Origin of the sequence: Streptomyces aureus, assembly GCF_000725495.1 — a bacterium.
In the GTDB taxonomy this organism is placed as follows: domain Bacteria; phylum Actinomycetota; class Actinomycetes; order Streptomycetales; family Streptomycetaceae; genus Streptomyces; species Streptomyces aureus_B.
This window is the reverse complement of the sequence record NZ_KL647041.1, coordinates 43,118-66,225: the sequence shown is the minus strand read 5'-3', so window position 1 is coordinate 66,225 and position 23,108 is coordinate 43,118. Positions and strand designations below refer to the sequence as shown.

Below are 23,108 nucleotides of genomic sequence, written 5' to 3'. Positions count from 1 at the left end.
ACTGTTTCGCGCACACGCGAAAGGTCGGACGCGAGGGAGCCGGGGGGGACATGGGCTGGTGGCAGGTGAACGCGGACACGCTCGCCGGAAGCCGGTTCGTGCTGTCGCCGCTCGCCGAGACGTTCGCCTGTCTGAAGCTGCTGCACACGGACACCGCCGCGCACCCCGGCGAGCGCGCCTGGCTGGACGCGCACCTGCCGGCGTACCGGGGCCGGCTGGCCGCCGACCCGGTCACCGCGCTGCTCGTGCGCTGCGGACTCGGCCGGGAGTGGATCGCCGACTTCCTCACCCCCACCCCGTACGGCGACGAGACCTTCGAGGCCGAGGTCGCCCGGGTGCGGGAGGTTCCGCCCGCCGACGCCCGCGCCCATCTGCTGCGCTCGGCGGGCGGTCCGCTGCCCGCCGCGCTCACCGGCCGCGACGATCTGCCCGGGCGGGCCGCCGCCCTGCTCGCCGCCGTGTGGGAGGAGTCCGTACGTCCCGACTGGAACCGCCGCCGGCGGGTGCTGGAGGCCGACGTGGTGGCCCGGACCGCGCGGCTCGGCCAGGGCGGCTGGGCGGCCGCGCTGGACGGGCTGCGGCCCGGGACCCGCTGGCTCGGCGGCAACCGCCTCCAGGTCAACCTGCACGAGTACCCGCCGCGAGAGATATCCGGCGCCCGGCTGGTCTTCGTGCCCGTCACGCCGAGCGCCGGCTGGGTGTCGTGGGAGGACACCCGCCGCTACGCCGTGGTCTACCCGTGCTCCGGGGCGCTGGCCGACGCCGGGGCCACGGCGGTGCCGGAGAGCCTCGGAGCGCTGCTCGGAACGGCCCGCGCCGGTGTCCTCGTCCGCCTCGACTCGCCCCTTTCCACCAGCCAGCTGGTCGCCGTGACCGGGCAGGGTCTGGGGTCGGTCGGCCGTCATCTGCGGGTGCTGCTGGACGCGCGGCTCGTGGAGCGGCGGCGGGCGGGACGGTCGGTGCTGTACTCGCGGACGGCCGCGGGTGAGGTGCTCGTCACGGCGCAGCGGGACCGCCGGGCCGGCGGGAGCGGCGGCTAGCGGAGTTAGCATCCGCTTATGACTACTGACAACACCGGTACCTCCGTGCTCGACGTCGAGATCGACGCCCTCCAGGGCGGTTCCGCCGACCTGTCCCAGTACGCGGGCCAGGCCGTCCTCATCGTGAACGTGGCCTCCAAGTGCGGGCTGACCCCGCAGTACGCCGGCCTGGAGCGGCTGCACGCGCGCTACGCCGACAAGGGCTTCACCGTCCTCGGCGTGCCCTGCAACCAGTTCCTCGGCCAGGAGCCCGGCAGCTCCGAGGAGATCGCCGAGTTCTGCTCCGCCACCTACGGCGTGACCTTCCCGATGACCGAGAAGGTCGAGGTGAACGGCGACGCGCGGCACGGGCTGTACGGACGCCTCGTGGACACCGCCGACGCCGAGGGGCACACCGGCGACATCCGCTGGAACTTCGAGAAGTTCCTGATCGGGCGCGACGGCTCGGTCGTCGGCCGCTTCTCCCCGCAGACCGAGCCGGAGTCGGCCGAGCTCGTCGCCGCCGTCGAGAAGGCCATCGGCTGACGGTCCCGCCGTCGGCGTTGACCTTGCCCCTGGGGCAAGGGGGAGCGTCCCTGTCACCGGGCGGAAGGCGCCCGGTGACGGAGGATGACAGGGTGGACAAGGACCTGCTCACCATCGGCGCGTTCGCCTCGCGGGCGCGGCTCTCGGCGAAGGCGCTGCGGCTCTACGACCGGCTGGGGCTGCTGGCCCCGGCGTACGTCGACGAGGCCAGCGGCTACCGCTACTACCGTGCCGACCAGGCCGAACGGGCCCGGCTCGTCGCGCTGCTGCGCCAGCTGGACATGCCGCTGGCGCTGGTCGCGGACGTGGTGGGGGCACGCGGCACGGAAGCCGCCGCGCTGCTCGCCGGGTACTGGGACGGTGCCGAGGCGCGGTTCGCCTCGCAGCGGGCGCTCGCCGACTACCTCCGTGGACGTCTTTCCGGGAGGAGTTCCGAGATGTACGAGAAGTTCGCCGTCGAAACGGCCGAGGTGCCCGAGCAGGTCGTGCTGACCGAGAAGCGGCACGTCCTGGCGCCCGAGCTGCCGGTGTGGATCCCCGGCTCCCTGGGCCGGCTGGAGGGGGGCGCCCGGGAGGCCGGGGGTGTCGCCGGGCCGCCGTTCGTCACGTACCACGCCGAGGTCAGCGTGGAGAGCGACGGTCCCGCGGAGGCGTGCGTGCCGGTCGTCGACGAGGCCGCGGCGCGTGCCTGGGCGGAGCGGCAGGGCCGGGCCACCGGGGCCGCGGTCCGTGTCGAACCGGCCCACCGGATCGCCTTCGTCCGCATCACCAAGGCCCAGGTCGCCCACCCGCAGATCCTCGCCGCCTTCGAGGCGGTCGAGCACTGGGTCGCCGAGCGCGGTCTGTCCGTCGACGGCCCGTGCCGGGAGATCTACTTCGCCGACTGGGACGCGGCGGGCCCCGAGGACGCGGTGTGCGACGTGGCGTTCCCGGTGAGGTGAGCGGGGCCCGTGGGGCGGGGTGCGTGAAGTGAGGTGCCTGAAGTGAGGCGCCTCGGGCGATGCACATGAGGTGAGGCGCGCGGGGCGGGGCCTGCGAGGCGGGGCGCATGACGTGAGGCGAGCCCGCCTCCGGGTCCCTCCGGGTCGCGCCGTGGTGCGCCGTGGTGCGCCGCGGTCAGCCCCGGGGCTGCACCGCCCACCTTCGTGTGACATTGCGGCCGGCACACCCGGGAGCCGTGTACGAGTGGGGAGTTTCGGTGTCTCGTCCCCTCCCGGGAGTCAGCTGTGCCTTCTGTCGCTTCCTCGGTCCCTGTTCCCGTCGCGGTGCCGGGAGGCGGGGCGCCCACGGAAGTGGCGGAACACCGGCTCGTGTGGCAGGGCTACGCGTACACCGCGCGGATCGCCACGCACGGCGTCCCCGTCACCGAGCCGCTGCTCGTGCTCGGCGGGTCCGACCAGACGCGCCACTCGTGGACACGGCACGAGCGGTGGCTCGGGGAGCTCGGGACCGTCGTCACCGTGGACCTGCCCGGGTTCGGGGACGCCGACTTCCTGCCCGTCGAGCACGGGATCGACTTCCTGGCGGAGTCCGCGGGCCACATGCTGCGCGAACTCGGGCTCGGCCCGGTCAACCTGTACGCGGGCTGCTACGGCGCGGCGGTCGGCCTCCGGCTCGCCCAGCGATATCCGCACCTGCTGCGCCGGATCGCCGTGCAGGGGATGTCGGACCACATCCCGCGCTGGTTCGCCGAGGCGCTGGTGGGCTGGGTCCGGCTGCTGGAGGAGGGGCGCGTCGAGGAGACCGCGGAGGAGTTCGTCCGCTGCTTCGTGCCGCCGCCCGGCGACCGCACCGTACGCAAGCACGCCGCGCTGACCCGGCTGATGTACCGGCAGTTCGCCGCGCAGGGCCCGCGCGAGGTCGCCGTGACCGTCGAGCGGAACCGGCGGCTGCTGGCCCACGAGTGGTACCGGCGGGCGGCCGTCCCCGCCGTCCCGTACCTGGTGTTCACCGGCGAGCACGACACCCTCACCACGCCCGACATGGTCCGCTCGGTGGCGGCGGACCTGCCGGGCGCGCGCTTCACGACGATCGCGGAGTGCGGTCACCTGGCCCATCTCCAGCGCCCCCAGGACTTCTGCGACCTGCTCGTGCGCTTCTTCCGCGACGGTCTGCCGGAGGACGCGGGCCTGCCGTACTGCACGCCCTTCGAGCGGTACTAGGGCCCCACGGGACGGGACGGGCAGGTCCCGCGGAGCCCGGGGGTCAGCGCAGTTCCTCCGGGCAGGGGGTGCCCCGGGGGAGCTGGTAGGGCGCCGCGAGGCGGTAGGTGCCCGGCTTCGGCGCGAGCAGCTCCGTCCAGATGTCGCCCGCCGGGGTCTCGTCCGTCGGCATCAGACAGCCGTTGACGTTGGCGTACGTCTTCGGGCCGCCGTCCGTGCGGCGCTTCGAGGCCTTCGTCTCCTCGGGTGCCTTCAGGCTCTTGCCGTCCTGGTCGACGATGCTCAGCCAGGGCGAGTACGGGATGCGGATGAGGATGCGGCCCGCCTCCTTCACCTCGATGGTCATCTCGCCCTGGTCGGCCAGGTCGACGACGGCGTGCGGCTCGGCGAGCGGGGTCGGGTCGGTGACGGTGAACAGCTGCCAGTTGGCGTCGCCCCAGATCTGCCGGAGATAGGGCATGCCCCGCTGGACGAGCTGGCGCTCGCGCTGGCCGCCGTCGCCGTCCGGTTCGCCCTTGGGCAGCACCACGTAGTGGATGGCCCAGCGCTGGAGCCACTCGTGGTAGTTCGCGGAGTTGAGCGTGTCGTCGTAGAAGAGCGGGTTGCGCTTCATGTCGGCCTGGCGGTTCCAGCCGCGGGCCAGGTTCACGTACGGGGCGAGGGCGGAGGCCTCGCGGTGCGAGCGGGCCGGGACCACCTCGACGCGGCCCTTCTCGGCGTCCGCGAGCTGGAGCTGGTGGACGAGCGGGGCCAGCTCGCGCGCCCAGGACGCCTCCGGGGTCGTGTGCAGGATGTCGTCGCCCGTCTTGACGCCGATCCATCCGGTGAACACGGCGAAGGAGAGGACGATGCCGTACCACTTGCGCGACTTCGGCTCGGCGAACGGCAGGGCGGCGACCAGCGCGACGCCCGCGAACAGCATCGCCAGACGGGTGATGTTCGAACCGATCTGGGAGCTGATCAGCCAGACGAGGACCACCGAGAGGCCGTACACCGCGGCGGTGATCCGTACCGTCGTCCACTCCTTGGGCACCAGGTAGTAGACCGAGGCGGCGGAGGCGAACGGCAGGATGACCGAGAAGAACGTCATCGGCTGGGTGCCGGAGAAGGGGAACAGCAGGGCCGAGAGCCCGACCACGACGGTCGGGGCGATGCCCAGCGCGTAGGCGCCGGGTCGGCGCTTCTGGAGGAACAGGGCCACGGCCAGCAGGCCCACGAACAGTCCGGCCACCGGTGAGGCGGCGGTCGCGAGCGCGGCGAGCGGCGCCGCGCACAGGGCCTTCGCCCAGCGCTTGTAGCGCCAGCGGTGCGGCCAGCAGAAGACGACGGCGACCGCGCCGAGCGCGAACGCGGTGCCGAGCCCGTAGGTCACCCGGCCCGAGATGGCGTTGCACAGCAGCGCGAAGACGCCGGCGAGCGAGGTGGCGACCGGGTTCCGCACGGCCCGGCTGCGGACGAGGATCATCGTCAGCAGCCCGGCCGAGATGGTCCCGGCGATCATCATCGTCGTCCGGACGCCGAGGACCGACATGAGATACGGCGAGACCACGCTGTAGGAGACCGGATGCATGCCGCCGTACCAGGCGAGGTTGTACGCCGAGTCCGGGTGCCGGCCGACGAACTCCGCCCAGGCGTCCTGCGCCGCCAGGTCGCCCCCACTGTTCGCGAACGTGAAGAACCACACGATGTGGAGGACGCCGGCGAAGGCCGTGAACAGGAGCGCGGGATACCGCCGGTAGAGGTCACGGACCAGGTCCGCGGTGCGCGCGGCCAACCCGGTCCCGCCGGGCTCCCCGGGGGCGTCGCCGCCCGGCTCGAGGTCCCCGGCCGGTTCGCGGACCGCCTCGCGGATGCCTGTGCTCAGCGGTATTCGCGGGCCCGTTCCCTGGCCCGCTTCGGCGTCGTCGGCTCGTGTCGGCTCCGCTGTCGCCACTGCAAGGTTCTCCCCGTGTCCCGTGGGTCCGTTCTGGGCCGGGACCCGCGGCTCGCGAGCAGCCCCGATGAGCGCGACGCTAGCACGCGCCCCGCCGGAAGGGCCCCGAGCGGGGCGCCGTCCGGCGGAGCGCGGTGCGTGTGCCGCTCCCCGTCGTACGTCACCGGCGCGTACGCGGGTACGTCACCGGTGTCCGCGTCGGCTCAGCCGACGCGGGTCAGCTTCGCGCCGAAGCCGGGCTCGGCGAGGTCCGACTTCAGCGCGACCGGGATGCGTACGGCGTCGCTGGAGCCGTCGCCGACCCTCAGCTCGCCGACGACCGTGCCCGCCTTGCCGGTGTGCGGGACGGCCGACGTGCCCTCGGCCATGCTCAGCCGGGTCTTCAGACCGGGCCAGCCGATCGCGGTCATGTTCTTCGTGGCGACGACCGGGGTCCGGCCGCCGAGCTGGTCGTCCACGTACCCGACGACCTGGCCCTTCTTCACCACCGTGGCGGTGACCAGGCCCTGCTGGACCTTGTCGATCAGCTTCTGGCTGTTCGTGATCGCCAGCTGGAGGCTGTCCCAGAGCTTGCCGGTGCCGGCGTTCTGGTTCATCACCGCGCCGTAGATCGTCTGCGTCTTGCCGTCCACGACCTTGGTCGCGGCCCACACCAGGTTGCCGCCGGCGGGCGTCGACGAACCGGTCTTCAGACCGATCACGCCGACCTGCTTCACCAGCAGGTCGTTGTTGTTGTAGATCGTGCCGGGCAGCCCCGGGATGTCCGCCTTGGCCATCCCGACGATGCTGCGGAAGACGTCGTTCTTCATGACCTTCTTGGCCAGCTTGATCTGGTCCGTGGCCGTGCTGACCGTCGTCTTCTGCAGACCGCTCGGGTCCGTGTACGTCGTGTTCGTCATGCCGAGGTCCTTGGCCGCGGCGTTCATCTTGGCGACGAAGCTCTTGGCGTCGGAGTCCCAGCGGCTCAGCAGCCGCGCCACGTTGTTGCCCGAGGGGATCATCAGCATCTGGAGCATCTGACGCTCGGTGAACTGCTGGCCCTTCGTCATCCGCGCCGTCGACTCGTCCGGCAGCTTCGACTCGTCCTCGGCCTGCTGGTCGACGGTGATCTTCTCGCCGTCCTCGTTCCCCTTCAGCGGGTGCTCCTGAAGGATCACGTACGCCGTCATGATCTTGGCGACGCTCGCCGTGGGGGCGGGGGTCTGCTTGCCGTCGGTCCCCAGGCTGCCCACGCCGTCCACCTCGATCGCGGACTGGCCCTGACCGGGCCAGGGCAGGTCGAGCGTGCCGCCGCCGAAGGTGTACGTGCTGTCGGCGCTGAGCACGAGCGACGGGGCCGGCAGCGGACGGAATGCCTGCGCGACTGCAAAGATCACCACGAGCAGCAGGACCAGCGGCGTCCAGATCTTGACGCGCCGCACGAGGGTGCGGACCGGGGTCTGCGGCGGCGGCGGAGTGTTCGTCAGCTCGGCGAGCAGGTCCAGCGGGGGCTTCGGAGGAAGCGGGAGCTGGGTGGTGCGCTCGGGGCCCACCTGCGGGATGGCCGTGGTGGCCGTGGCCGTGGCGGGTCTGTCGACCGGCTTGGGGGCGGGCGGCGCGGTGCGCGCGGGCTTCGCGGCGGGGGCCGGCGCGGCGGGGCTCGCCGCCTTGGCGGGCTCCGGCCTCGCGGGCCGGGCCTTGGCGGGCTCCGGCTTCGCGGTCTCCGGCTCGGCGGTCTCCGGCTCGGCGGCGGACTCGGGCTTCGGGCGCGCCGGGGCGAAGTCGTCGAGCCGGTTGAGCGGGACGAACTTGCTGGTGCGCACGCCGGAGGAGGCGGGCTTGTCGCCGGTCCGCTCCGACGAGGTGCCGGCGGGCTTGTCGCCGGGCTTCTCGTCCGACGTCTCGTCGGCCGGCCTCCGGGTCGCGCCGCCCAGCTTGAGCATGGTGGTGGGCTGGTCGACGGCGGGGCGGCGCTGGGTCTTGAAGACGGCGGTGGGCTGGTCGACGCGGGGCTCGGGGGCGGAGTCCTCGTCGGAGTCGGTGTCGGTGAAGTCGGGCTTCGCGCCGGAGGGCTCGTCGGAGACCTTGTCCGGGACCGCGTCCGCCGGAGCGTCCACGGGCTCGTCGGAGGAGTCCCCGGCTGCGTCGGAGCGGTCCTGGGGGGCGTCCTGGGGCTCGTCCTCGTGCCGGGCCTCGGCTTCGGGGCCGCTCGCGTCCTCGCTCGTGTCCTCGGAGGCGGAGGCGCGCGCGTCCTCGGGCTCGTCGTCCTCGGGCTCGTCGTCGGCGGGAGTCGCGTCGGCCGCGGCCCTCGGCTCGGAGCCGGACCCGGCGTCCTCGTCGCCGTCCGTGTCGGCGTCGATATCGATGTCGGCGGCGGAATCGGCGGCCTCGTCCGTGGCGGACGTCGCGCCGGAGGCGTCGGCGTCATCGGCGTCGGACGTGCCGTCCGTCGCCTCGGCCTCCGCGGGCTCGTCCTGCTCGTCGGCGGGCCCGGTCACGGCGTCGGCGCCCTCGGCCTCGCCGGAGGCCTGCGCACCGTCCGTGTCACCCTCGGACGCCTCGGCGTCGTCGTCGGCGTCCCCGGACCCGTCCGTCGCTCCGGCGCCCGTCCCGGCCCCGTCCTGGTCACCGGCGTCGCCGTCCGACGCGTCCTCCGGGGCGGGCTCGTCCGAGCCCGCGACCCACGCGGCCACCGCCGCGCGCAGCCGGGTGTCGCCCTCGGCGTTCTTCTCCCCTGACGCGCCGTCGCTCCCGGCGGAATCCGTGGCCGTCTCCGGCTCGGCCGCGGGAGCGGCGTCCGCCGTGCGGGAGCCCTCCCCCGACAGCGCCTTCGTCGAGAAGACCGCCGTCGCCTGATCCACCCGTACGGTGGCGGCCCGCTCACGGGCCATCGCCATCCTGGGGTCGGCCGGAGCCGAGCTCTGGGCCGTCGCCTGCGCGCCCGACCGCGCCGGACCCGGAACCGTCGCCGGGCTCGCCGGCGTCGTTTCTGCCGACGACGCCGACGACTCGTGCTGCTTCGACCTGTCGGGGGACTCGCCCGCCACCGATGCCTCCTCCATGCGGCGCGCGCCCTCCGCGCACCGAAAACGAACCGTCAAACCCTTGAACCGCCGCCCGGACACCGCTGCCCGAACCATGTACCAGTGTCCTGTGCGAGGGCTCGACCCTTGCGGTAGACGAGAACGACATACCTGCCGGTTCCCTCATATTCCGGTCACGTGCTCTCGACAGACCAATGTGAGAGGGGTCACCCTGTCATTCATCCACGCGGGGAGGCATGGATGGGCAAGAGCCGCAGAACAATTCCGGAGGAGCTTCTGCTGCTGGCGTTGGACCCGGCCACGGGTACCACCGCGCAGCCGCAGTCGCTCGACCTCGGTCTGGCCGGAGCACAGCTAGTGGAGCTGGCGCTGGCCGGACGGATAGCCCCAGACGGGGATCGTATCGCCGTGGTGGTGCCACGGCCGACCGGAGATCCGACACTCGACTGTGCGTTGGAACTCCTTCGCCGCCGCGGGGCACCCGTACGCGCGGTCAACTGGATCGGCGGACCCCGCCTGGGGCTTCGCCAGACCTACCTCTCGCATCTGGAGAGGTGCGGCATGGTCCATGCCGTGGCAGGCCAGATGTGCGGGGTTCTTCCGACGACTCGCTACCAGGCGACGGACACGGACATCAGCCGGGAGATCCGAGCCCGGCTGGACAACGCGATCCGCACCGGCGTACCGCCGGACCCGCGGACCGCGGCGCTCGCCGCACTGGCCCACGCGGTCGGTCTCGGCAAGCACCTGTATCCGGGGAACGAGGGACGATCGTCCCGGTCCCGGCTGCGGGACCTGATCAGGCACGACCCCATGGGCGGCCTCGTGGCGCACGCCGTGATGGACGTTCAGAGCGGTGTGGCGGCACAGCCGCGCCGCAACCCGGCACCGGCAGGCCGTCCGGCCACCGCCGGCGTCAGGTCCGCACCGGAGCCCGCACGCGGCGTTCCGATGCAGCCGCGCCATGGTTCGATGGCGCGCGCCGTGGCGCACTGAGCCGCGAGCCCCGGCGGCCCGCTTCGGACACCGCCGCCGGCACCCGTGGCACACCGCACCGGCACCACCGCACCTGCACGGCCAAGCACCGCCAGCACCGCCAGCACCGCCGTAAGACCCAGCGCCGCACCGCAGTCCCCATGATCCGGTTCGGGAGCCGCAGGCTCGCGCGGGGTGGCCGGGACCGTACGTCCGGACGACGACACGGTCCCACCGCCCCGCGCGACCGCATCCGGGCGAGGTCCACGCCCGGGAGCCGGCGTGCGCACGGGCGGCGGCCCGCGCCACAGTGGCGACCGCCCGGAACACGAGCGCGTCCGACCGGAACACGGCGTCCTCCGACCGGACTGCGTCCACGTCCGACCGGACACGGCCGGATCCCACCGGATCGCGACGCCGATCCCTCATGCGATCAAGGGGAGTTCGCCGGAATCGCGACGACGGTCCCCGACCCGCCGACCCTCGGCTATACACGCGGAATCTGTGAACTTGCGCCCACCCGGCGCATATACGCCGTTTCCCAGCGGTAGAAAGCACCTTGGTGGCAATCTGCTCAACAGCAGATACGCAAAGTACAGGCCCGCAGCCGGAGGTGCACGTCCCGTGGCGTCAAGTGTCAATCCCACCGTCCGGCGGCGCCGGCTGGGCCAGGAGCTTCGGCGGCTCCGCGAACTCAAGGGCATGACGGCCGAAGAGGTCGCCGAGCGCCTGCTCGTCTCCCAGTCGAAGATCAGCCGCCTGGAGAACGGCAGACGCAGTATCAGCCAGCGCGACGTCCGCGATCTGTGCGGGGTCTACGAGGTCGAGGACCACCGGATCGTCGACTCGCTGATGCAGATGGCCAAGGACTCCCGCCAGCAGGGCTGGTGGCACTCCTTCGGCGACATCCCGTACAGCGTCTACATCGGTCTGGAGACCGACGCCGCGAGCCTGCGCGTGTACGACCCGCAGGTCGTCCCGGGGCTGCTGCAGACCCGGCAGTACGCCGAGGCACTGATCGCGGGGGCGCTGCCGGAGACCGCGGCCGCCGACATCGACAAGCGCGTGCAGGTCCGGATGAAGCGGCAGGAACGAATCTCCGCCCCCGACAACCCGCTGCGCCTGTGGACCGTCCTGGACGAGGCGGCCCTGCGCCGCGCCGTCGGCAACCGCGCGCTGATGCGCGAGCAGCTGGAGTACCTCGTCGAGCAGTCGCAGCTGCCGCACGTGACCGTGCAGGTGATCCCCTTCGACATGGGCGCGCACCCGGGCCTCAACGGCCAGTACGCGATCCTGGAGTTCCCCGACGCGGCCGACTCCAGCGTCGTCTACATCGAGGGCGTGACCAGCGACCTGTACCTGGAGAAGGCGAACGACGTCCAGAAGTACAGCGTGATGTACGAGCACCTGCGGGCCCAGGCGCTGAACGTGGAGCAGTCGCGCCAGTTCATCGCGGACCTCGCCAAGGAGTACGCGCGCTGACCGGTACGGCCCCGTGAGGGCACCCAGGCGAAGGGCGGCCGGACCTTACACCGTTGCCGCCCTTTCGCGGAAGACCCCCATGGAATATGCCATCCAGTCGGGTGAATAGTCGCTTCGTCAGCCGATGTTGGCGAGTAGCGTCGATCACGCCATCGAGCAATCACGTTGGCGCAATCCGGACTGCGGGTGTCCTGACGGATCCGCGGTCCGGTGACAGTGCGCCGACGGCCCGGTGGTGGCAACTCATCGACGAACGACAGTTCTCTGGAGCGATCATGGCAATTCAGCAGGGCGCCACCGACACCTGGACCAAGTCTTCCTACTCCACCGGCAACGGCGCCTGCGTCGAGGTCAAGTCCCCGGTCGTCGCGGCGATGGCCGTCCGGGACTCCAAGGTTCCCGCCGGCCCCACCCTGGCCTTCCCCGCGGACGCCTGGAACGCCTTCGTCACCGAGGTGAGCCGCGGAGGGTCCGCCCTCGTCTGACCCGACCCCCTGTGGCCGGAACAACTTCATACGCTCCAACGACAGAGCCCTCTCGTCCGGCCCGCCGACCTGGCCGAGAGGGCCGGCTCCATCCGTGCGGCCCGTTCCGACTCCGGAGGGCCGCGGCCGGGCGCCGTCTCCTCAGCGCAGCCGGTCCACGTACGTGTCCGTTCCCGGGACCGTGGGGATGAAGGGGGCCACCAACTCCACCCGGCCCAGGCCCGACTCCGCCACGGCCGCGTCCAGGCCCGTGAAGTGGTCCTCCCAGCACGTGCGGGGATCCGCCTGGAGGAACCACAGCAGGGTCAGCCGGGTGTCCACGCCCTCGACCTGCTTCACATAGGTCATGCGGTCGCCGGGCAGCGGTGTCGGGCGGAAGACGGTGACCAGGGCCGCGGGTGAGCCACCGAGACGCTTCGGGAGGTGGCGGGAGCGCAGCCACTCCAGCAACTCGGCGCGCTGTTCGGGGGATTCGGCGTCGATCACCTCGACCACGAGACCGGCGTAGGGGTGGTCCAGGGCGTGGAAGTCGCGGGGGCCCGCCGCGCCGTCGCGGTAGACGGTGGTCTCGTGGTCCTGGAAGGCCGTGAAGACGTGCGTACGGTCCTGGTAGACGCGGCCGTCGCGGTTCAGCCGCTTGTTGATGCCGACGGTCCACTTCATGTGGTCGTCGTAGCGGCCCTCGGTGACCCAGTAGGTGGAGATGTAGCAGCCCGCGGTGACCGGCTGGGCGACCGCCGACTTCTCGGGGTAGCGCAGCAGCTGGAGGTCGCGGGTGGCCACCCAGCGGCGTCCGGCGTACATCCAGGGCATGGCCATCGCGCCCGCGTAGTAGTGGTCGTCCTCGTACCAGCGGTTGTAGGCGTACTCGTGGCCCGGGTGCGGTTCGACCAGGGTGATCAGCGCGTGGCCCGGACGGACGCCGTACGGGCCGAGGGCGGCCAGTTCCGCGTAGGTCTCGCTGCGGGTCTCCTCCGACATGACGAACCCCTTCCTCGGTGGAACGTGCGCGGGACTTCCTTCCTCCTCCGGACGCCCCTACTCTGACGCCCCGTCAGACAATGCGCCAGAGCCGCGTCGGAGGCGAGTGGGAGCGTTCCTCGCACCGACGGACCGGGCCGGGCCGCGACGAGGGGAGGCCTCGGATGTCACTGCTCGACGGCAGGACCGTGGTGGTGTCGGGAGTCGGAGCCGGGCTCGGCCATCAGGTCGCGGCGGCCGTGGTGCGCGAGGGGGGCAACGCCGTGCTCGGTGCGCGCACGGAGGCCAACCTCGCGAAGGTGGCGGCCGAACTGGACCCGGACGGCACGCACACGGCGTTCCGCGCCACGGACATCACCGACGAGGGGCAGTGCGAGGCGCTCGCGGCACTCGCCGCCGAACGCTTCGGGCGGATCGACGCGGTGGTCCACGTCGCCGCCTGGGACAGCTACTTCGGCGGCCTGGAGGACGCCGACTTCACGACCTGGCGGTCGGTCATCGACGTGAACCTGCTCGGCACGCTGCGGATGACCCGCGCCTGCCTGCCCGCCCTGAAGGAACGCGGCGGTTCGGTCGTCGTCATCGGCACGCAGTCCTCGGTCGCCGCGCCGAGCCAGGTGCGCCAGGCGGCCTACGCGGCCTCGAAGGGCGCGCTGACGAGCGCGATGTACTCCCTCGCGCGCGAGCTCGGACCGCACCGGATCCGGGTCAACACCGTGCTGCCCGGCTGGATGTGGGGTCCTCCGGTGGAGGCGTACGTGCAGTTCACGGCCCACACCGAGCAGGTGCCCGAGGCCGAGGTCCGCAAGCGGCTCACCGAACGGATGGCCCTGCCCGAGCTGGCCACGGACGGGGACGTGGCGGACGCCGTGGCGTTCCTTGCCTCCGACCGGGCCCGGGCGATCACCGGGCAGTCCCTGCTCGTGAACGCGGGCGAGATCATGCGGTAGCCGGTACGGCCGCTCCCCTCCCAGCCGTACGGGACCCGCATCCCGTACGGCTGCCTGCTTCTCCTTGCTGCTGTGGGTCTGACGAAGTGCCCGCCCATGGTGTGGTCCACGTCACGAGCACGACAACCGCCCGGTGGGTAAAGTGGAGGCAAAATCGTTCTGCTTTCTGATCCCCGTTCATATCTGTGACCGCGCGAGGTCTTGACCGGCCGGTCGGACCGGCGGTTCAATCCCCCAAGTCCCCGCTCCCGCACGGGGCCGCCCGACTGCCTACTGGCGAAGTGCCGTCCGGTATCTGCAGGTTCACAAGGCGGACCCCTGGAGGGGGCACATGAACGGTCTCGACTGGGCCGTCCTGGTCGCGTACTTCGGCGTGATGACCGCGATCGGCGTCTGGTCCCACAAACGGGTGGACGACGTCAGCGACTTCTTCACCGCGGGCGGCAGGATGCCCTGGTGGCTGTCCGGCATCTCGCACCACATGTCGGGCTACAGCGCGGTGATGTTCACCGGCTACGCCGGCATCGCGTACACCTACGGCATCACCTCGTACGTCACCTGGGCGCTGCCCATCGCCATCGGCGTCGCCATCGGCGCCAAGGCCTTCGCGCCCCGGCTCAACCGGCTCCGGTCCCGGCTGCACGTGGCCTCGCCCCTCGAATACCTCAAGGACCGCTACAACCTGCCGACGCAGCAGGCGCTGGCGTGGTCCGGCATCCTGCTGAAGATCGTGGACGTCGGTGCGAAGTGGGCGGCCATCGCCACCCTGCTCAGCGTCTTCACCGGCGTCACGCTCACCCAGGGCATCATCATCACCGGCGGCATCACGGCGGTGTACTGCACGATCGGCGGGCTGTGGGCGGACGCGCTGACCGAACTCGGCCAGTTCGTCATCCAGTTGCTGGCCGGGCTGTCGATGCTGGTCATCGTGCTGAACAAGATCTCCGACCAGGGCGGGCTGTCCAAGGCGCTCGACTCGCCGAAGCTGCACGGTCACGGGGACGGCTTCGCGGGCCCGTACCTCACGGTGTTCTTCATCGCGTACCTGTTCATCAAGCTGTTCGAGTACAACGGCGGCATGTGGAACCAGGCCCAGCGCTACATGGCCACGGGCAGCGCCCGGGAGGCCACGCGGTCGGCCCTGCTGTCCGCCGGGCTGTGGTTCGTCTGGCCCGTCATCCTGTTCATCCCGATGTGGCTCTCACCGCTCCTGGTCACGGCGCAGAAGCCGGACGGCTCGGACGCCTACGGCCTGATGACCGAACAGCTGCTGCCGCACGGGCTGCTGGGCCTGGTCGTCGTCGGCTTCTTCTCGCACACGATGGCCATGTGCTCCTCGGACGCGAACGCCATCGCGGCCGTGTTCACCCGGGACGTGATGCCGGTGTTCTCCCGGGCCGCCCGCGCCTGGGACACCCGCTCGGGGCTCATCGCCGGCCGCGTCACCACCGTGGCCTTCCTCGGCCTGTCCATGGCGGTGGCGACCCAGGTCAACTCCCCCACCTTCAAGGACATCATCACCGTCGTCATCAAGTGGGTGGCCGGCCTCATGGGACCGATCGCGATCCCGTTCATCCTGGGCCTGCTGCGGCCGTTCCGCCGGTCCGGCCCGACGGCGGCGCTCACCAGCTGGGCCTGCGGCCTGATCGCCTTCTTCCTGGTCAACTACCACCTGGACTTCTCGCAGCGCACGGACGTGAAGCTGGAGTACCAGGTCTCCGTCCCGATGGTCATCTCCCTGGTCCTGTACGTCCTCATCGGCCTCCTGCGGCCCGAGGACACCCCGGAGCGGGACGCGCTCATCGAACTGCTCAACACGGACGACGACGGCTCGGCGGCCGCGGCGGTCCCGGCACCGGCGGGGGCGGCTGACGGCGCGGTGGACGGCGCGGTGGGCACGCCCGTGAAGGACTAGCGCCTGCCGGACGGGCCCCCGGCGTGCGGGGCCGGGGATCCGGTCAGGCGCGGGGATAGCGGGCGAGCCAGCCCGGGGACGATCCGGCGGGCCCGTGCAGCGCGGGCCCCTGGGTCATCTCCATCGCGAAGTCGTCCGCGAGCACCAGCACCGTGGGGCGGCCCTCCAGTTCGGCCAGCCAGGCCGGCGGCAGGGCCGTCTCCCCGTGCAGGGCGCCCAGCAGACCGCCCGCCAGGGCTCCGGTGACGGCGGAGGGCCCGCCGTGGTTCACCGAGAGGCACAGACCGTGCCGGACGTCCTCGCCGACGAGCACGCAGTACACGGCGGCGGCCAGCGGCCCCTCCGCGGCGCCGCTCCCGGCGAGCTCCCCGACCCGCTCGGGCGAGGGCATCCCCTGCCGGACCGCGCCCAGCGCGTGCTGGAGCGCGGCGGCGACCTGCTGATGCCCCGGGCGGGCCACGAGCAGCGCGAGAGCCTGCTGCACGGCCGCGTCGGGGTTCTCCCCACGGGCGAGCGCGTGCACGATCACGGCGTACGCGCCCGCCGTCAGGTACGCCGAGGGGTGCCCGTGCGTCTGCGCCGCGCACTCGACGGCGAGCTGCATCACGAGCTGCGGCTCCCAGCCGACGAGCAGCCCGAAGGGCACGGAACGGGCGGCGGCCTCGGGGCCCGGCTCCCCCGGGTTCTTGGGCGCGTCCAGCGTCCCCATGATGTCGTCGGCGAGGCCGAGCAGACAGGCCCTGGCCGGGTCACGGCGGGCGTAGAGCCACTCCTCGCGGGCCAGCCAGCCGTCGTCCTTGCGGCGCTCGTCGGGCCCCCAGTCGCTCTGGGTGGCCGCCCAGCGGCGGTAGGCGCGGTGCACGTCGGACGGCGGATGCCAGGCGCCGGTGTCGCGGCGCACCTGGGCGCGGATGAGCCCGTCGACGCCGAACAGGGAGAGCTGGGTCAGATGCGTGACGGCGCCGCGCCGCCCGTACGCGGGGGCGAGCCCGATCAGGCCCTCGGCTCCGTAGGCCTCCCGGATGCCCTCGAGGGGGAGCCCGTCGACCGGGGCGCCCAGCGCATCGCCGACGGCCGCGCCGAGCAGCGTCCCGCGGACCCGGCTGCGGAAGTCCTGCTGCTCCCCGCGCCCCCAGACGGCACCGGCTGTCGCCCCCACCGAGACCTCCTGCGGAACTGACCGTACGTACGTCCGACAGGTCGGCACTGTAGTCCAACACGAACGGTCGGTTGAGGCCACGGATCCACAAAGAACCGGCCGGTTCCGCCACCGGCTCGATCAGCCGCCGTGGCGCTCCCGGACGGCGTCGCGGGCCGCCGTGACCGTGGCGAGGCGCGGGGTCAGCTCGGCCGTCTCGGCGTCGGGAGAGCGCAGGAGTTCGGCGAGGACGTCCACGAGGTCCGCCAGCTCGTCCCAGCCGGGCTCGAGGGCCAGCAGAGCGGTCAGTTCCCGGTCGGCGGCGGCCCAGTCCGCGAGGGCCCACCCGACGATGCAGCGGCCCGACCCGCGGAGCGGTTCCTCCGTTTCCGTGTCCAGCAGCCGCGCCAGCTCCCGCCACCAGGGTTCCGCGGCCGCCCGGCCGCGGAACCGCCGTTCCGTCATCGCCAGCTCGAAGGTGCCCGGCAGCGGTGCCTGTTCGCGCAGCCGCTCGGCGAGCTCCCGGGCGCGCCCGCCCTGCCCCGTGTGCCGGAGAACCTCGACGTGGAGCTGGTCGCGGTCCGGGACGAGGGGGTCGTCCGGGCCCGGCGCCGGGTCCTCGGCCAGCCGGGCCGCCGCCTCCTCCCACCGGCCGCAGTGGATCAGCAGCGCCGCGGTCTCCCGGCGGGCCTCGGCCGTGTCGCCGCCCAGGGCGATGCGCCGTTCCCAGTCGGCGAGGGCCCGCCCGGTCCGGCCGGTCGCCCGGAGGACGCGGGCGCGCCGGTCGAGTGCGTAGGCGTAGTCCGGGTCGGCCGCCAGGGCCCGGTCGAGCCAGGCCAGCGCCTGCGTGTGGTCCCCGGCCTCGTGGAGGACGGCGCCGAGGCAGCCCATCGCCGATTCGTTCCCGGGGTCCCGTTCCAGGAGGTGCCGGAAGACGGCGGCGGCCTCCGGGTACCGGTCGTCCAGGTGGTAGGTGCTGCCCAGCTCCAGCTCGATCCAGTCGGCGTCCGGTTCCGCGGCGAGCGCGCGCCGCAGGTCCTCGTACGCGCCGGGCAGGTCGTCGAGACGGCGCTTCGCCCGGGCCCGCATCACCAGCGCCCAGGCGTAGTCCGGGACCAGTTCGACGGCGCGGTCGAGGTCGGCCAGTGCCTGGGCCGCGTGGCCCAGTTCGAGGTGCGAGGCGCCCCGGCTCGCCAGGGCCGAGGCATATCCGGGCGCGAGGGCGACGGCGCGGCCGAGTTCGGCGACCGCCTCCTCGAAGCGGCCCGCGAGCCGGTAGGTGTCGCCGCGTTCCGAGGCGACCCAGGGGGAGTCGGGTTCCAGGCGGGCGGCCTGGTCCAGATCGGCGAACGCCGTCTCCCACGCGTCCGTGTCGCGGCGCAGCCGGGCCCTGCGCACCAGCGCCCACAGGTAGTCCCCGTCGATGCCGAGCGCCCGGTCGAAGTCCGCGGCCGCCTCCTCGAACCGGCCGAGGGCGTGCCGGCACACCCCTCGGGAGGCCAGCGCGACGGCGTCCGTCGGGTCCAGCACGACGGCCCGGTCGAAGTCGGCCTCCGCCTCCGCCACGCGGCCGGCCAGCCGGTGGGTCTCCGCGCGCTCGGCGATGATCCAGGCCGTGCCGGGCCGCAGTTCGTCCGCCCGGTCGAAGGCCGCGAGCGCCGCGGGGAGGTTCTCCAGCGACTGGAGGGTGAGGCCACGGCCGTAGTGCACGCGCGCCTCCTCCGGATCGAGTTCCAGCGCCCTGTCGTACTCCGCCAGGGCCCGCGTGTACTGCCCGGCGACCCGCAGTTCCCTGGCCAGCACCCCGTGGGCCAGGGCCCGGGCCCGTCCCCGGAGCTCGGGGCGGGCCAGCAGCAGCTCCATGGCCCGGCCGACCCCGTCCTCGTCGGCGAGGGCCTCGGCCAGCGACCTGCCCAGCGCGCCCGGGACCGGGGCTCCGGCCGCGTCCCCGGCTTCCTGGAGCATCCTGGCCCAGGTGCGCCCGGCCGCCGGGTCGGCACGGCAGGCCTCGACCGTCGCGTGGAGCGCGTCGCCCAGGGCGGCGCGAGGGCGGGCGCACAGCCGGTGGTACGACTCCTCCAGCCGCAGCCGCAGCCAGGGCTCGTGCCGCCACACCTCGTCGGGGTCGGCCAGTCCCCTCCCCGCCTCCTCGCGCCACCCGCGAAGGACGTCCGCGAGCCGCTCGTGGCGCTCGGTCCAGCCGCGCGGGGAGTGGCGGCGCTGGAGCCGCAGCATCGCCTCGCGGACCAGGTCGTGGTAGCGGACCCGGTCGCCGCGGCCGTCCACGAAGGGCAGGGCGCGCAGCCAGTCGAACAGCGCGCCGCTCTCCGCGTCCGCGCGCTCCCCCTCCGGGCGCCTCCCGTCCGTCCCCTCCCCGCCAGGGCGCTCCCCCGCCGCCCGCTCCCCGTCCGGGTGCTCGACGGCCGCCCGGAACACGTCCAGGTCCAGGCTCCGGGGCAGGGCGCACGCGAGCGCCACCGCCCGGCGCAGCGGATCCTGTTCCCACTTGAGGAACCGCTCGACGGCGGTGGCGGAGGGGTCTCCGACGTCCTCGGGGTCCGCCGGCCGCTGCTCGGCCAGGGTCGAGACCAGCAGGGGCAGTCCGCCGGTGAGCCGCAGGACCTCCGCGACGACCGGCTCCGAGACGACGCCCTTGCCCGCGAGGAGCCCCCGAGCCTCCGTCTCCGTGAACGGCCCGAGGGGCAGCTCGGTGACGAAGTCGCCGAAGCCGCCCCAGCGGGCGGTGTCGAGGGGGCGCTGCCCGGCGGTCACCACCACGACCGTGGAAGGCAGCGCGCCGTACTCACGGCTGGTCATCATCGTGTGGAGCCAGCCGTCGAGGAACGGACCCGTCCTCTCGTACGTGTCGAAGAACAGGACGATCCACGGCGCGGCCCGGGCCGCCTCGGAGAGCTCCGCGACGAGGACCGGGGTGAGCACGGCCTGGGGCGCGAGGACCAGCCGTACCTCCTCCTGGCTCCGCAGCCGGGCGCTGATCCTCGCGTGCAGCCGGTCGGCGCCCTGGGCCAGCTGGGCGGGATCGACGATCCCGGCGAGGGCGCCGACGCCCGGCACCATCCCGAGGCCGAGCAGGCCGGCCCGCGCCACCGTCAGGCCGGCCGCCGAGGGGCCGGGCGGCTCCGTGTCCTGCGGGGCGAGCACGGCGCTCTGCGCCTCGTGACGCCTCTCGTGGTAGGCCGCGAGGAGCCGGTCGAGCTCCTTGAACCGGTGTCCCTGGGCCGCGAACCGACGGCTCAGCGCCTCCATGGTCTCGGGCAGCCCCGTGACGCTCTCGTCGACGTGGGCGGTCAACGCTCCGTGTTCGAGAGCCAGTTGTTCCATCTCACGGACGAGGAACGACTTCCCCACGCCCGCGTCCCCGTGCACATGGAACAGGAACCGGTGCCGCTCGTCCTCGGGCGCCAGCCCGAAGTTGGCGCGGAAAACGGCCCGTTCGGCCCCACGCCCCACGAAGCCGTGCCGCCGCCGCCCCTCGATCAACTCCTGCATCGACGCCCGCACCCGCACCATCGGCCCGCTCCCTCCCCCGTGGCCCGCCCGGTCCGCCCCCAGTCTGGCGCATCCCGTCCCGGCCGGAGGGGCGGCGGCGGGACGGGGACCGCACGACGGCTGAGCGGGGACCTCGGCGGCCGGAAGCGCGCTTCCGGCTCTCCCCCGGTCCCTCAGTGCCTCAGTCGAGCACCGGCAGGAGTTCCGGGAGATGGCCGTCCGAGGCCGCTGCCGTCTGCTGGCGCTCCAGGGGGACCTCTCCGTAGAGCGTGGTGCGGGGGCGGGCGGGGCGGCCCGCGGACTCGGCCACCGCGACCAGGTCCTTGACCGACATGTAGGAGCCGTAACGGGAGCCCGCCATACGGGAGATGGTCTCCTCCATCAGCGTGCCGCCCAGGTCGTTGGCGCCGGAGCGGAGCATCTCGGCGGCGCCCTCGGCACCGAGCTTGACCCAGCTGGTCTGGATGTTGGGGATGTGCGGGTGCAGCAGGAGCCGGGCCATCGCCATGACCGCGCGGTTGTCGCGGGCCGTCGGGCCGGGCCGGGCGATGCCGGCCAGGTAGACGGGGGCGTTGGTGTGGATGAAGGGGAGGGTCACGAACTCCGTGAAGCCGCCGGTCTGCTGCTGGATGCGGGAGAGCGTGCGGAAGTGGCCGAGCCAGTGCCGGGGCTGGTCCACATGGCCGTACATCATGGTGGACGAGGAGCGGATGCCCAGTTCGTGGGCCGTGGTGACCACCTCGATCCAGGTCGCCGCGGGCAGCTTGCCCTTCGTCAGGACCCAGCGCACCTCGTCGTCCAGGATCTCGGCCGCGGTGCCCGGAATGGTGTCCAGGCCCGCTTCCTTGGCCGCGGTCAGCCACTCGCGGATGGACAGCCCCGTGCGGGTCGCGCCGTTCACCACCTCCATCGGGGAGAAGGCGTGGACGTGCATGCCGGGGACCCGTTCCTTCACCGCCCTCGCGATGTCGAAGTACGCGGTGCCGGGCAGGTCCGGGTGGATGCCGCCCTGCATGCACACCTCGACCGCGCCGACGTCCCAGGCCTGCGCGGCCCGGTCGGCTACCTGCTCCAGGGAGAGCGTGTAGGCGTCGGCGTCCGTGCGGCGCTGGGCGAAGGCGCAGAAACGGCAGCCCGTGTAACAGACGTTGGTGAAGTTGATGTTGCGGGTCACGATGTACGTGACATCGTCGCCGACCGCCGAGCGGCGCACGTCGTCGGCGATCCGGCACAGGGCGTCGAGGGCGGGCCCGTCGGCGTGCAGCAGCGCGAGGGCCTCGTCGTCGGTGAGCTTCGTCGGGTCGTCGGCCGCGGTCGCCAGGGCCGCCCGTACGTCGGTGTCGATGCGCGAGGGGACCATCCCGGGGGCGGCGGCCTCCCGCAGGGCCGACCAGTCCCCGTACACGGTGTCGAAGTCCTCGCGGCGGTCGCCGGTGCGGCCCTCGGTGTCGATGGTGCTGTGCAGATCGGTGCGCCCCGAGGCGGTGAAGGCCTCCTCGGGCTCCTGCCAGGGCCGGCCCTCGACGACGGCGTCCGGCAGCGCGAGGCCCGTCTCCGGGTCCGCGAGCGCCCGGACGTGCGGCAGCAGCCGCGGGTCGAGCCAGGGCTCGCCGCGCCGCACGAACTCCGGGTAGACACAGAGGCGTTCGCGCAGTTCGAAGCCCGCTTCGGCGGAGCGTTCGCGCAGCAGCTCGATCTGTGGCCAGGGCCGCTCCGGGTTGACGTGGTCGATGGTCAGCGGCGAGACCCCGCCCCAGTCGTCGATGCCGGCGCCGATCAGCCGCTCGTACTCGCCGGCGACCAGGTTCGGCGGCGCCTGGAGGCAGGCGGACGGGCCCATGATGTGCCGGGCGACGGCGACGGCGGCGATCAGCTCGTCCAGCTCCGCGTCCGGCATCCCGCGCATCGCCGTGTCCGGCTTGGCGCGGAAGTTCTGGATGATCAGTTCCTGGATGCCGTGGTGGGCCCGGGAGATCCGGCGCAGCGCGAACAGGGAGTCGGCGCGCTCCTCGTACGTCTCGCCGATGCCGATCAGCAGTCCGCTGGTGAAGGGGACGGAGGAGCGGCCCGCGTCCTCCAGGACCCGCAGCCGTACGGCGGGCTCCTTGTCCGGGGAGCCGTGGTGGGGGCCGCCGGGTTCGGACCACAGCCGGGTCGCGGTGGTCTCCAGCATCATGCCCATCGACGGGGCGACGGGCTTCAGCCGCTGGAAGTCGGTCCACGACATCACGCCCGGGTTGAGGTGCGGCAGCAGGCCGGTCTCCTCCAGGATGCGGATGGAGATGGCCCGTACGTAGGCGATGGTGTCGTCGTAGCCGTGCGCGTCCAGCCATTCGCGGGCCTCGGGCCAGCGGTCCTCCGGCTTGTCGCCGAGGGTGATCAGGGCTTCCTTGCAGCCGAGTTCGGCGCCGCGGCGGGCGATGTCGAGGACCTCGTCCGGGGACATGAACATCCCGTGGCCGGCCCGGCGCAGCTTGCCGGGGACGGTGACGAAGGTGCAGTAGTGGCACTTGTCCCGGCACAGCCGGGTCAGCGGGACGAAGACGCTCTTGGAGTACGTGATGACGCCGGGCCGGCCGGCCGCCTCCAGACCGGCGTCCCGTACGCGCGCGGCCGAGGCGGTCAGGTCGTCCAGGTCCGTGCCGCGGGCCTGGAGCAGGACCGCGGCCTCGGCCACGTCGAGCGCGACACCGTCCCGCGCGCGTTTCAGGGCGCGCCGCATGGAGTTCGCCGTCGGCCCGGATCCGGGAGTCGCGCTCGTGGCGGAGGTCGTCATCCTTCGAGCATACGGTCGAGTTCACCGGGGGTGGCGGGACGCGAGGGGCTTCCTCGCCGGGGGCGCGCGGTCGATCGGTCCGGACGGTACCCCGTCGGACGACCGGGCGCCCGTCGGTCCCCCGGCACACCCCTCGGCCCGCACGGCATCGCACCGCCCGCACGACCCCGGTACCCCTCTGCCCGCGCGGCATCTGTCGTTCTGCTCGCAAGC

15 protein-coding genes are annotated in these 23,108 nt (G+C 72.9%); 9 read left to right on the top strand and 6 right to left on the bottom strand.

The window, feature by feature from the left end:
* The first annotated feature begins 50 nt into the window (after nucleotides 1-50).
* From IO36_RS40055 to IO36_RS40040, 4 genes are all read left to right on the top strand, one after another.
* Nucleotides 51-1,040 carry an ArsR/SmtB family transcription factor gene (locus tag IO36_RS40055; RefSeq protein ID WP_051901312.1) on the top strand — a complete coding sequence of 330 codons (990 nt, stop codon included), beginning with the start codon at nucleotides 51-53 and terminating at the stop codon, nucleotides 1,038-1,040.
* Between the two features lie 18 nt (nucleotides 1,041-1,058).
* On the top strand, nucleotides 1,059-1,565 hold the full coding sequence (locus tag IO36_RS40050) for a glutathione peroxidase (RefSeq protein ID WP_037628096.1): 507 nt from the start codon (nucleotides 1,059-1,061) through the stop codon (nucleotides 1,563-1,565).
* A 74-nt stretch (nucleotides 1,566-1,639) separates the two neighbouring features.
* Nucleotides 1,640-2,506 carry a MerR family transcriptional regulator gene (locus IO36_RS40045; protein ID WP_037628095.1) on the top strand — a complete coding sequence of 289 codons (867 nt, stop codon included), beginning with the start codon at nucleotides 1,640-1,642 and terminating at the stop codon, nucleotides 2,504-2,506.
* A gap of 285 nt (nucleotides 2,507-2,791) precedes the next feature.
* A complete protein-coding gene (locus IO36_RS40040) occupies nucleotides 2,792-3,727 on the top strand; it encodes an alpha/beta fold hydrolase (protein WP_078943745.1) in 936 nt (311 codons plus the stop codon).
* 43 nt (nucleotides 3,728-3,770) lie between these two features.
* Here the strand turns inward: IO36_RS40040 and IO36_RS40035 are convergent, their stop codons facing one another.
* Both IO36_RS40035 and IO36_RS40030 read right to left on the bottom strand, forming a co-directional pair.
* Nucleotides 3,771-5,660, bottom strand: a complete 1,890-nt coding sequence (locus IO36_RS40035) for a hypothetical protein (protein WP_037628093.1) — start codon at nucleotides 5,658-5,660, stop codon at nucleotides 3,771-3,773.
* Nucleotides 5,661-5,863: 203 nt separating this feature from the next.
* Nucleotides 5,864-8,701, bottom strand: coding sequence for a serine hydrolase (locus IO36_RS40030; protein WP_245173663.1), 2,838 nt, complete (start codon nucleotides 8,699-8,701; stop codon nucleotides 5,864-5,866).
* Nucleotides 8,702-8,923: 222 nt separating this feature from the next.
* On the opposite strand from IO36_RS40030, the gene IO36_RS40025 reads away from it, so the two are divergent.
* The 3 genes from IO36_RS40025 to IO36_RS40015 all read left to right on the top strand — a co-directional run bounded on the left by IO36_RS40025 (nucleotide 8,924) and on the right by IO36_RS40015 (nucleotide 11,625).
* On the top strand, nucleotides 8,924-9,679 hold the full coding sequence (locus IO36_RS40025) for a GOLPH3/VPS74 family protein (protein WP_037628092.1): 756 nt from the start codon (nucleotides 8,924-8,926) through the stop codon (nucleotides 9,677-9,679).
* Nucleotides 9,680-10,282: 603 nt separating this feature from the next.
* Nucleotides 10,283-11,140, top strand: a complete 858-nt coding sequence (locus IO36_RS40020) for a helix-turn-helix domain-containing protein (RefSeq protein WP_037628091.1) — start codon at nucleotides 10,283-10,285, stop codon at nucleotides 11,138-11,140.
* Between the two features lie 275 nt (nucleotides 11,141-11,415).
* A complete protein-coding gene (locus IO36_RS40015; protein ID WP_037628089.1) occupies nucleotides 11,416-11,625 on the top strand; it encodes a DUF397 domain-containing protein in 210 nt (69 codons plus the stop codon).
* 141 nt (nucleotides 11,626-11,766) lie between these two features.
* Here the strand turns inward: IO36_RS40015 and IO36_RS40010 are convergent, their stop codons facing one another.
* The gene (locus tag IO36_RS40010) at nucleotides 11,767-12,606 is read right to left on the bottom strand and encodes a hypothetical protein (RefSeq protein ID WP_037628088.1); all 840 of its coding nucleotides are present in this window, start codon (nucleotides 12,604-12,606) and stop codon (nucleotides 11,767-11,769) included.
* 164 nt (nucleotides 12,607-12,770) lie between these two features.
* On the opposite strand from IO36_RS40010, the gene IO36_RS40005 reads away from it, so the two are divergent.
* Complete coding sequence (locus IO36_RS40005) at nucleotides 12,771-13,556, top strand: SDR family oxidoreductase (protein ID WP_037628087.1); 786 nt, start codon at nucleotides 12,771-12,773, stop codon at nucleotides 13,554-13,556.
* A 331-nt stretch (nucleotides 13,557-13,887) separates the two neighbouring features.
* Nucleotides 13,888-15,471: a sodium:solute symporter family protein gene (locus tag IO36_RS40000; RefSeq protein ID WP_037628086.1), complete on the top strand. Its 1,584-nt coding sequence runs from the start codon at nucleotides 13,888-13,890 to the stop codon at nucleotides 15,469-15,471.
* 43 nt (nucleotides 15,472-15,514) lie between these two features.
* On the opposite strand, the gene IO36_RS39995 is transcribed toward IO36_RS40000, so the two are convergent.
* The 3 genes from IO36_RS39995 to IO36_RS39985 all read right to left on the bottom strand — a co-directional run bounded on the left by IO36_RS39995 (nucleotide 15,515) and on the right by IO36_RS39985 (nucleotide 22,895).
* Nucleotides 15,515-16,630, bottom strand: a complete 1,116-nt coding sequence (locus tag IO36_RS39995) for an ADP-ribosylglycohydrolase family protein (RefSeq protein WP_037628085.1) — start codon at nucleotides 16,628-16,630, stop codon at nucleotides 15,515-15,517.
* Between the two features lie 120 nt (nucleotides 16,631-16,750).
* Nucleotides 16,751-20,140: a tetratricopeptide repeat protein gene (locus IO36_RS39990; protein WP_037628084.1), complete on the bottom strand. Its 3,390-nt coding sequence runs from the start codon at nucleotides 20,138-20,140 to the stop codon at nucleotides 16,751-16,753.
* A 160-nt stretch (nucleotides 20,141-20,300) separates the two neighbouring features.
* Nucleotides 20,301-22,895: a bifunctional FO biosynthesis protein CofGH gene (locus IO36_RS39985; RefSeq protein WP_037628082.1), complete on the bottom strand. Its 2,595-nt coding sequence runs from the start codon at nucleotides 22,893-22,895 to the stop codon at nucleotides 20,301-20,303.
* Nucleotides 22,896-23,108: the final 213 nt, after the last annotated feature.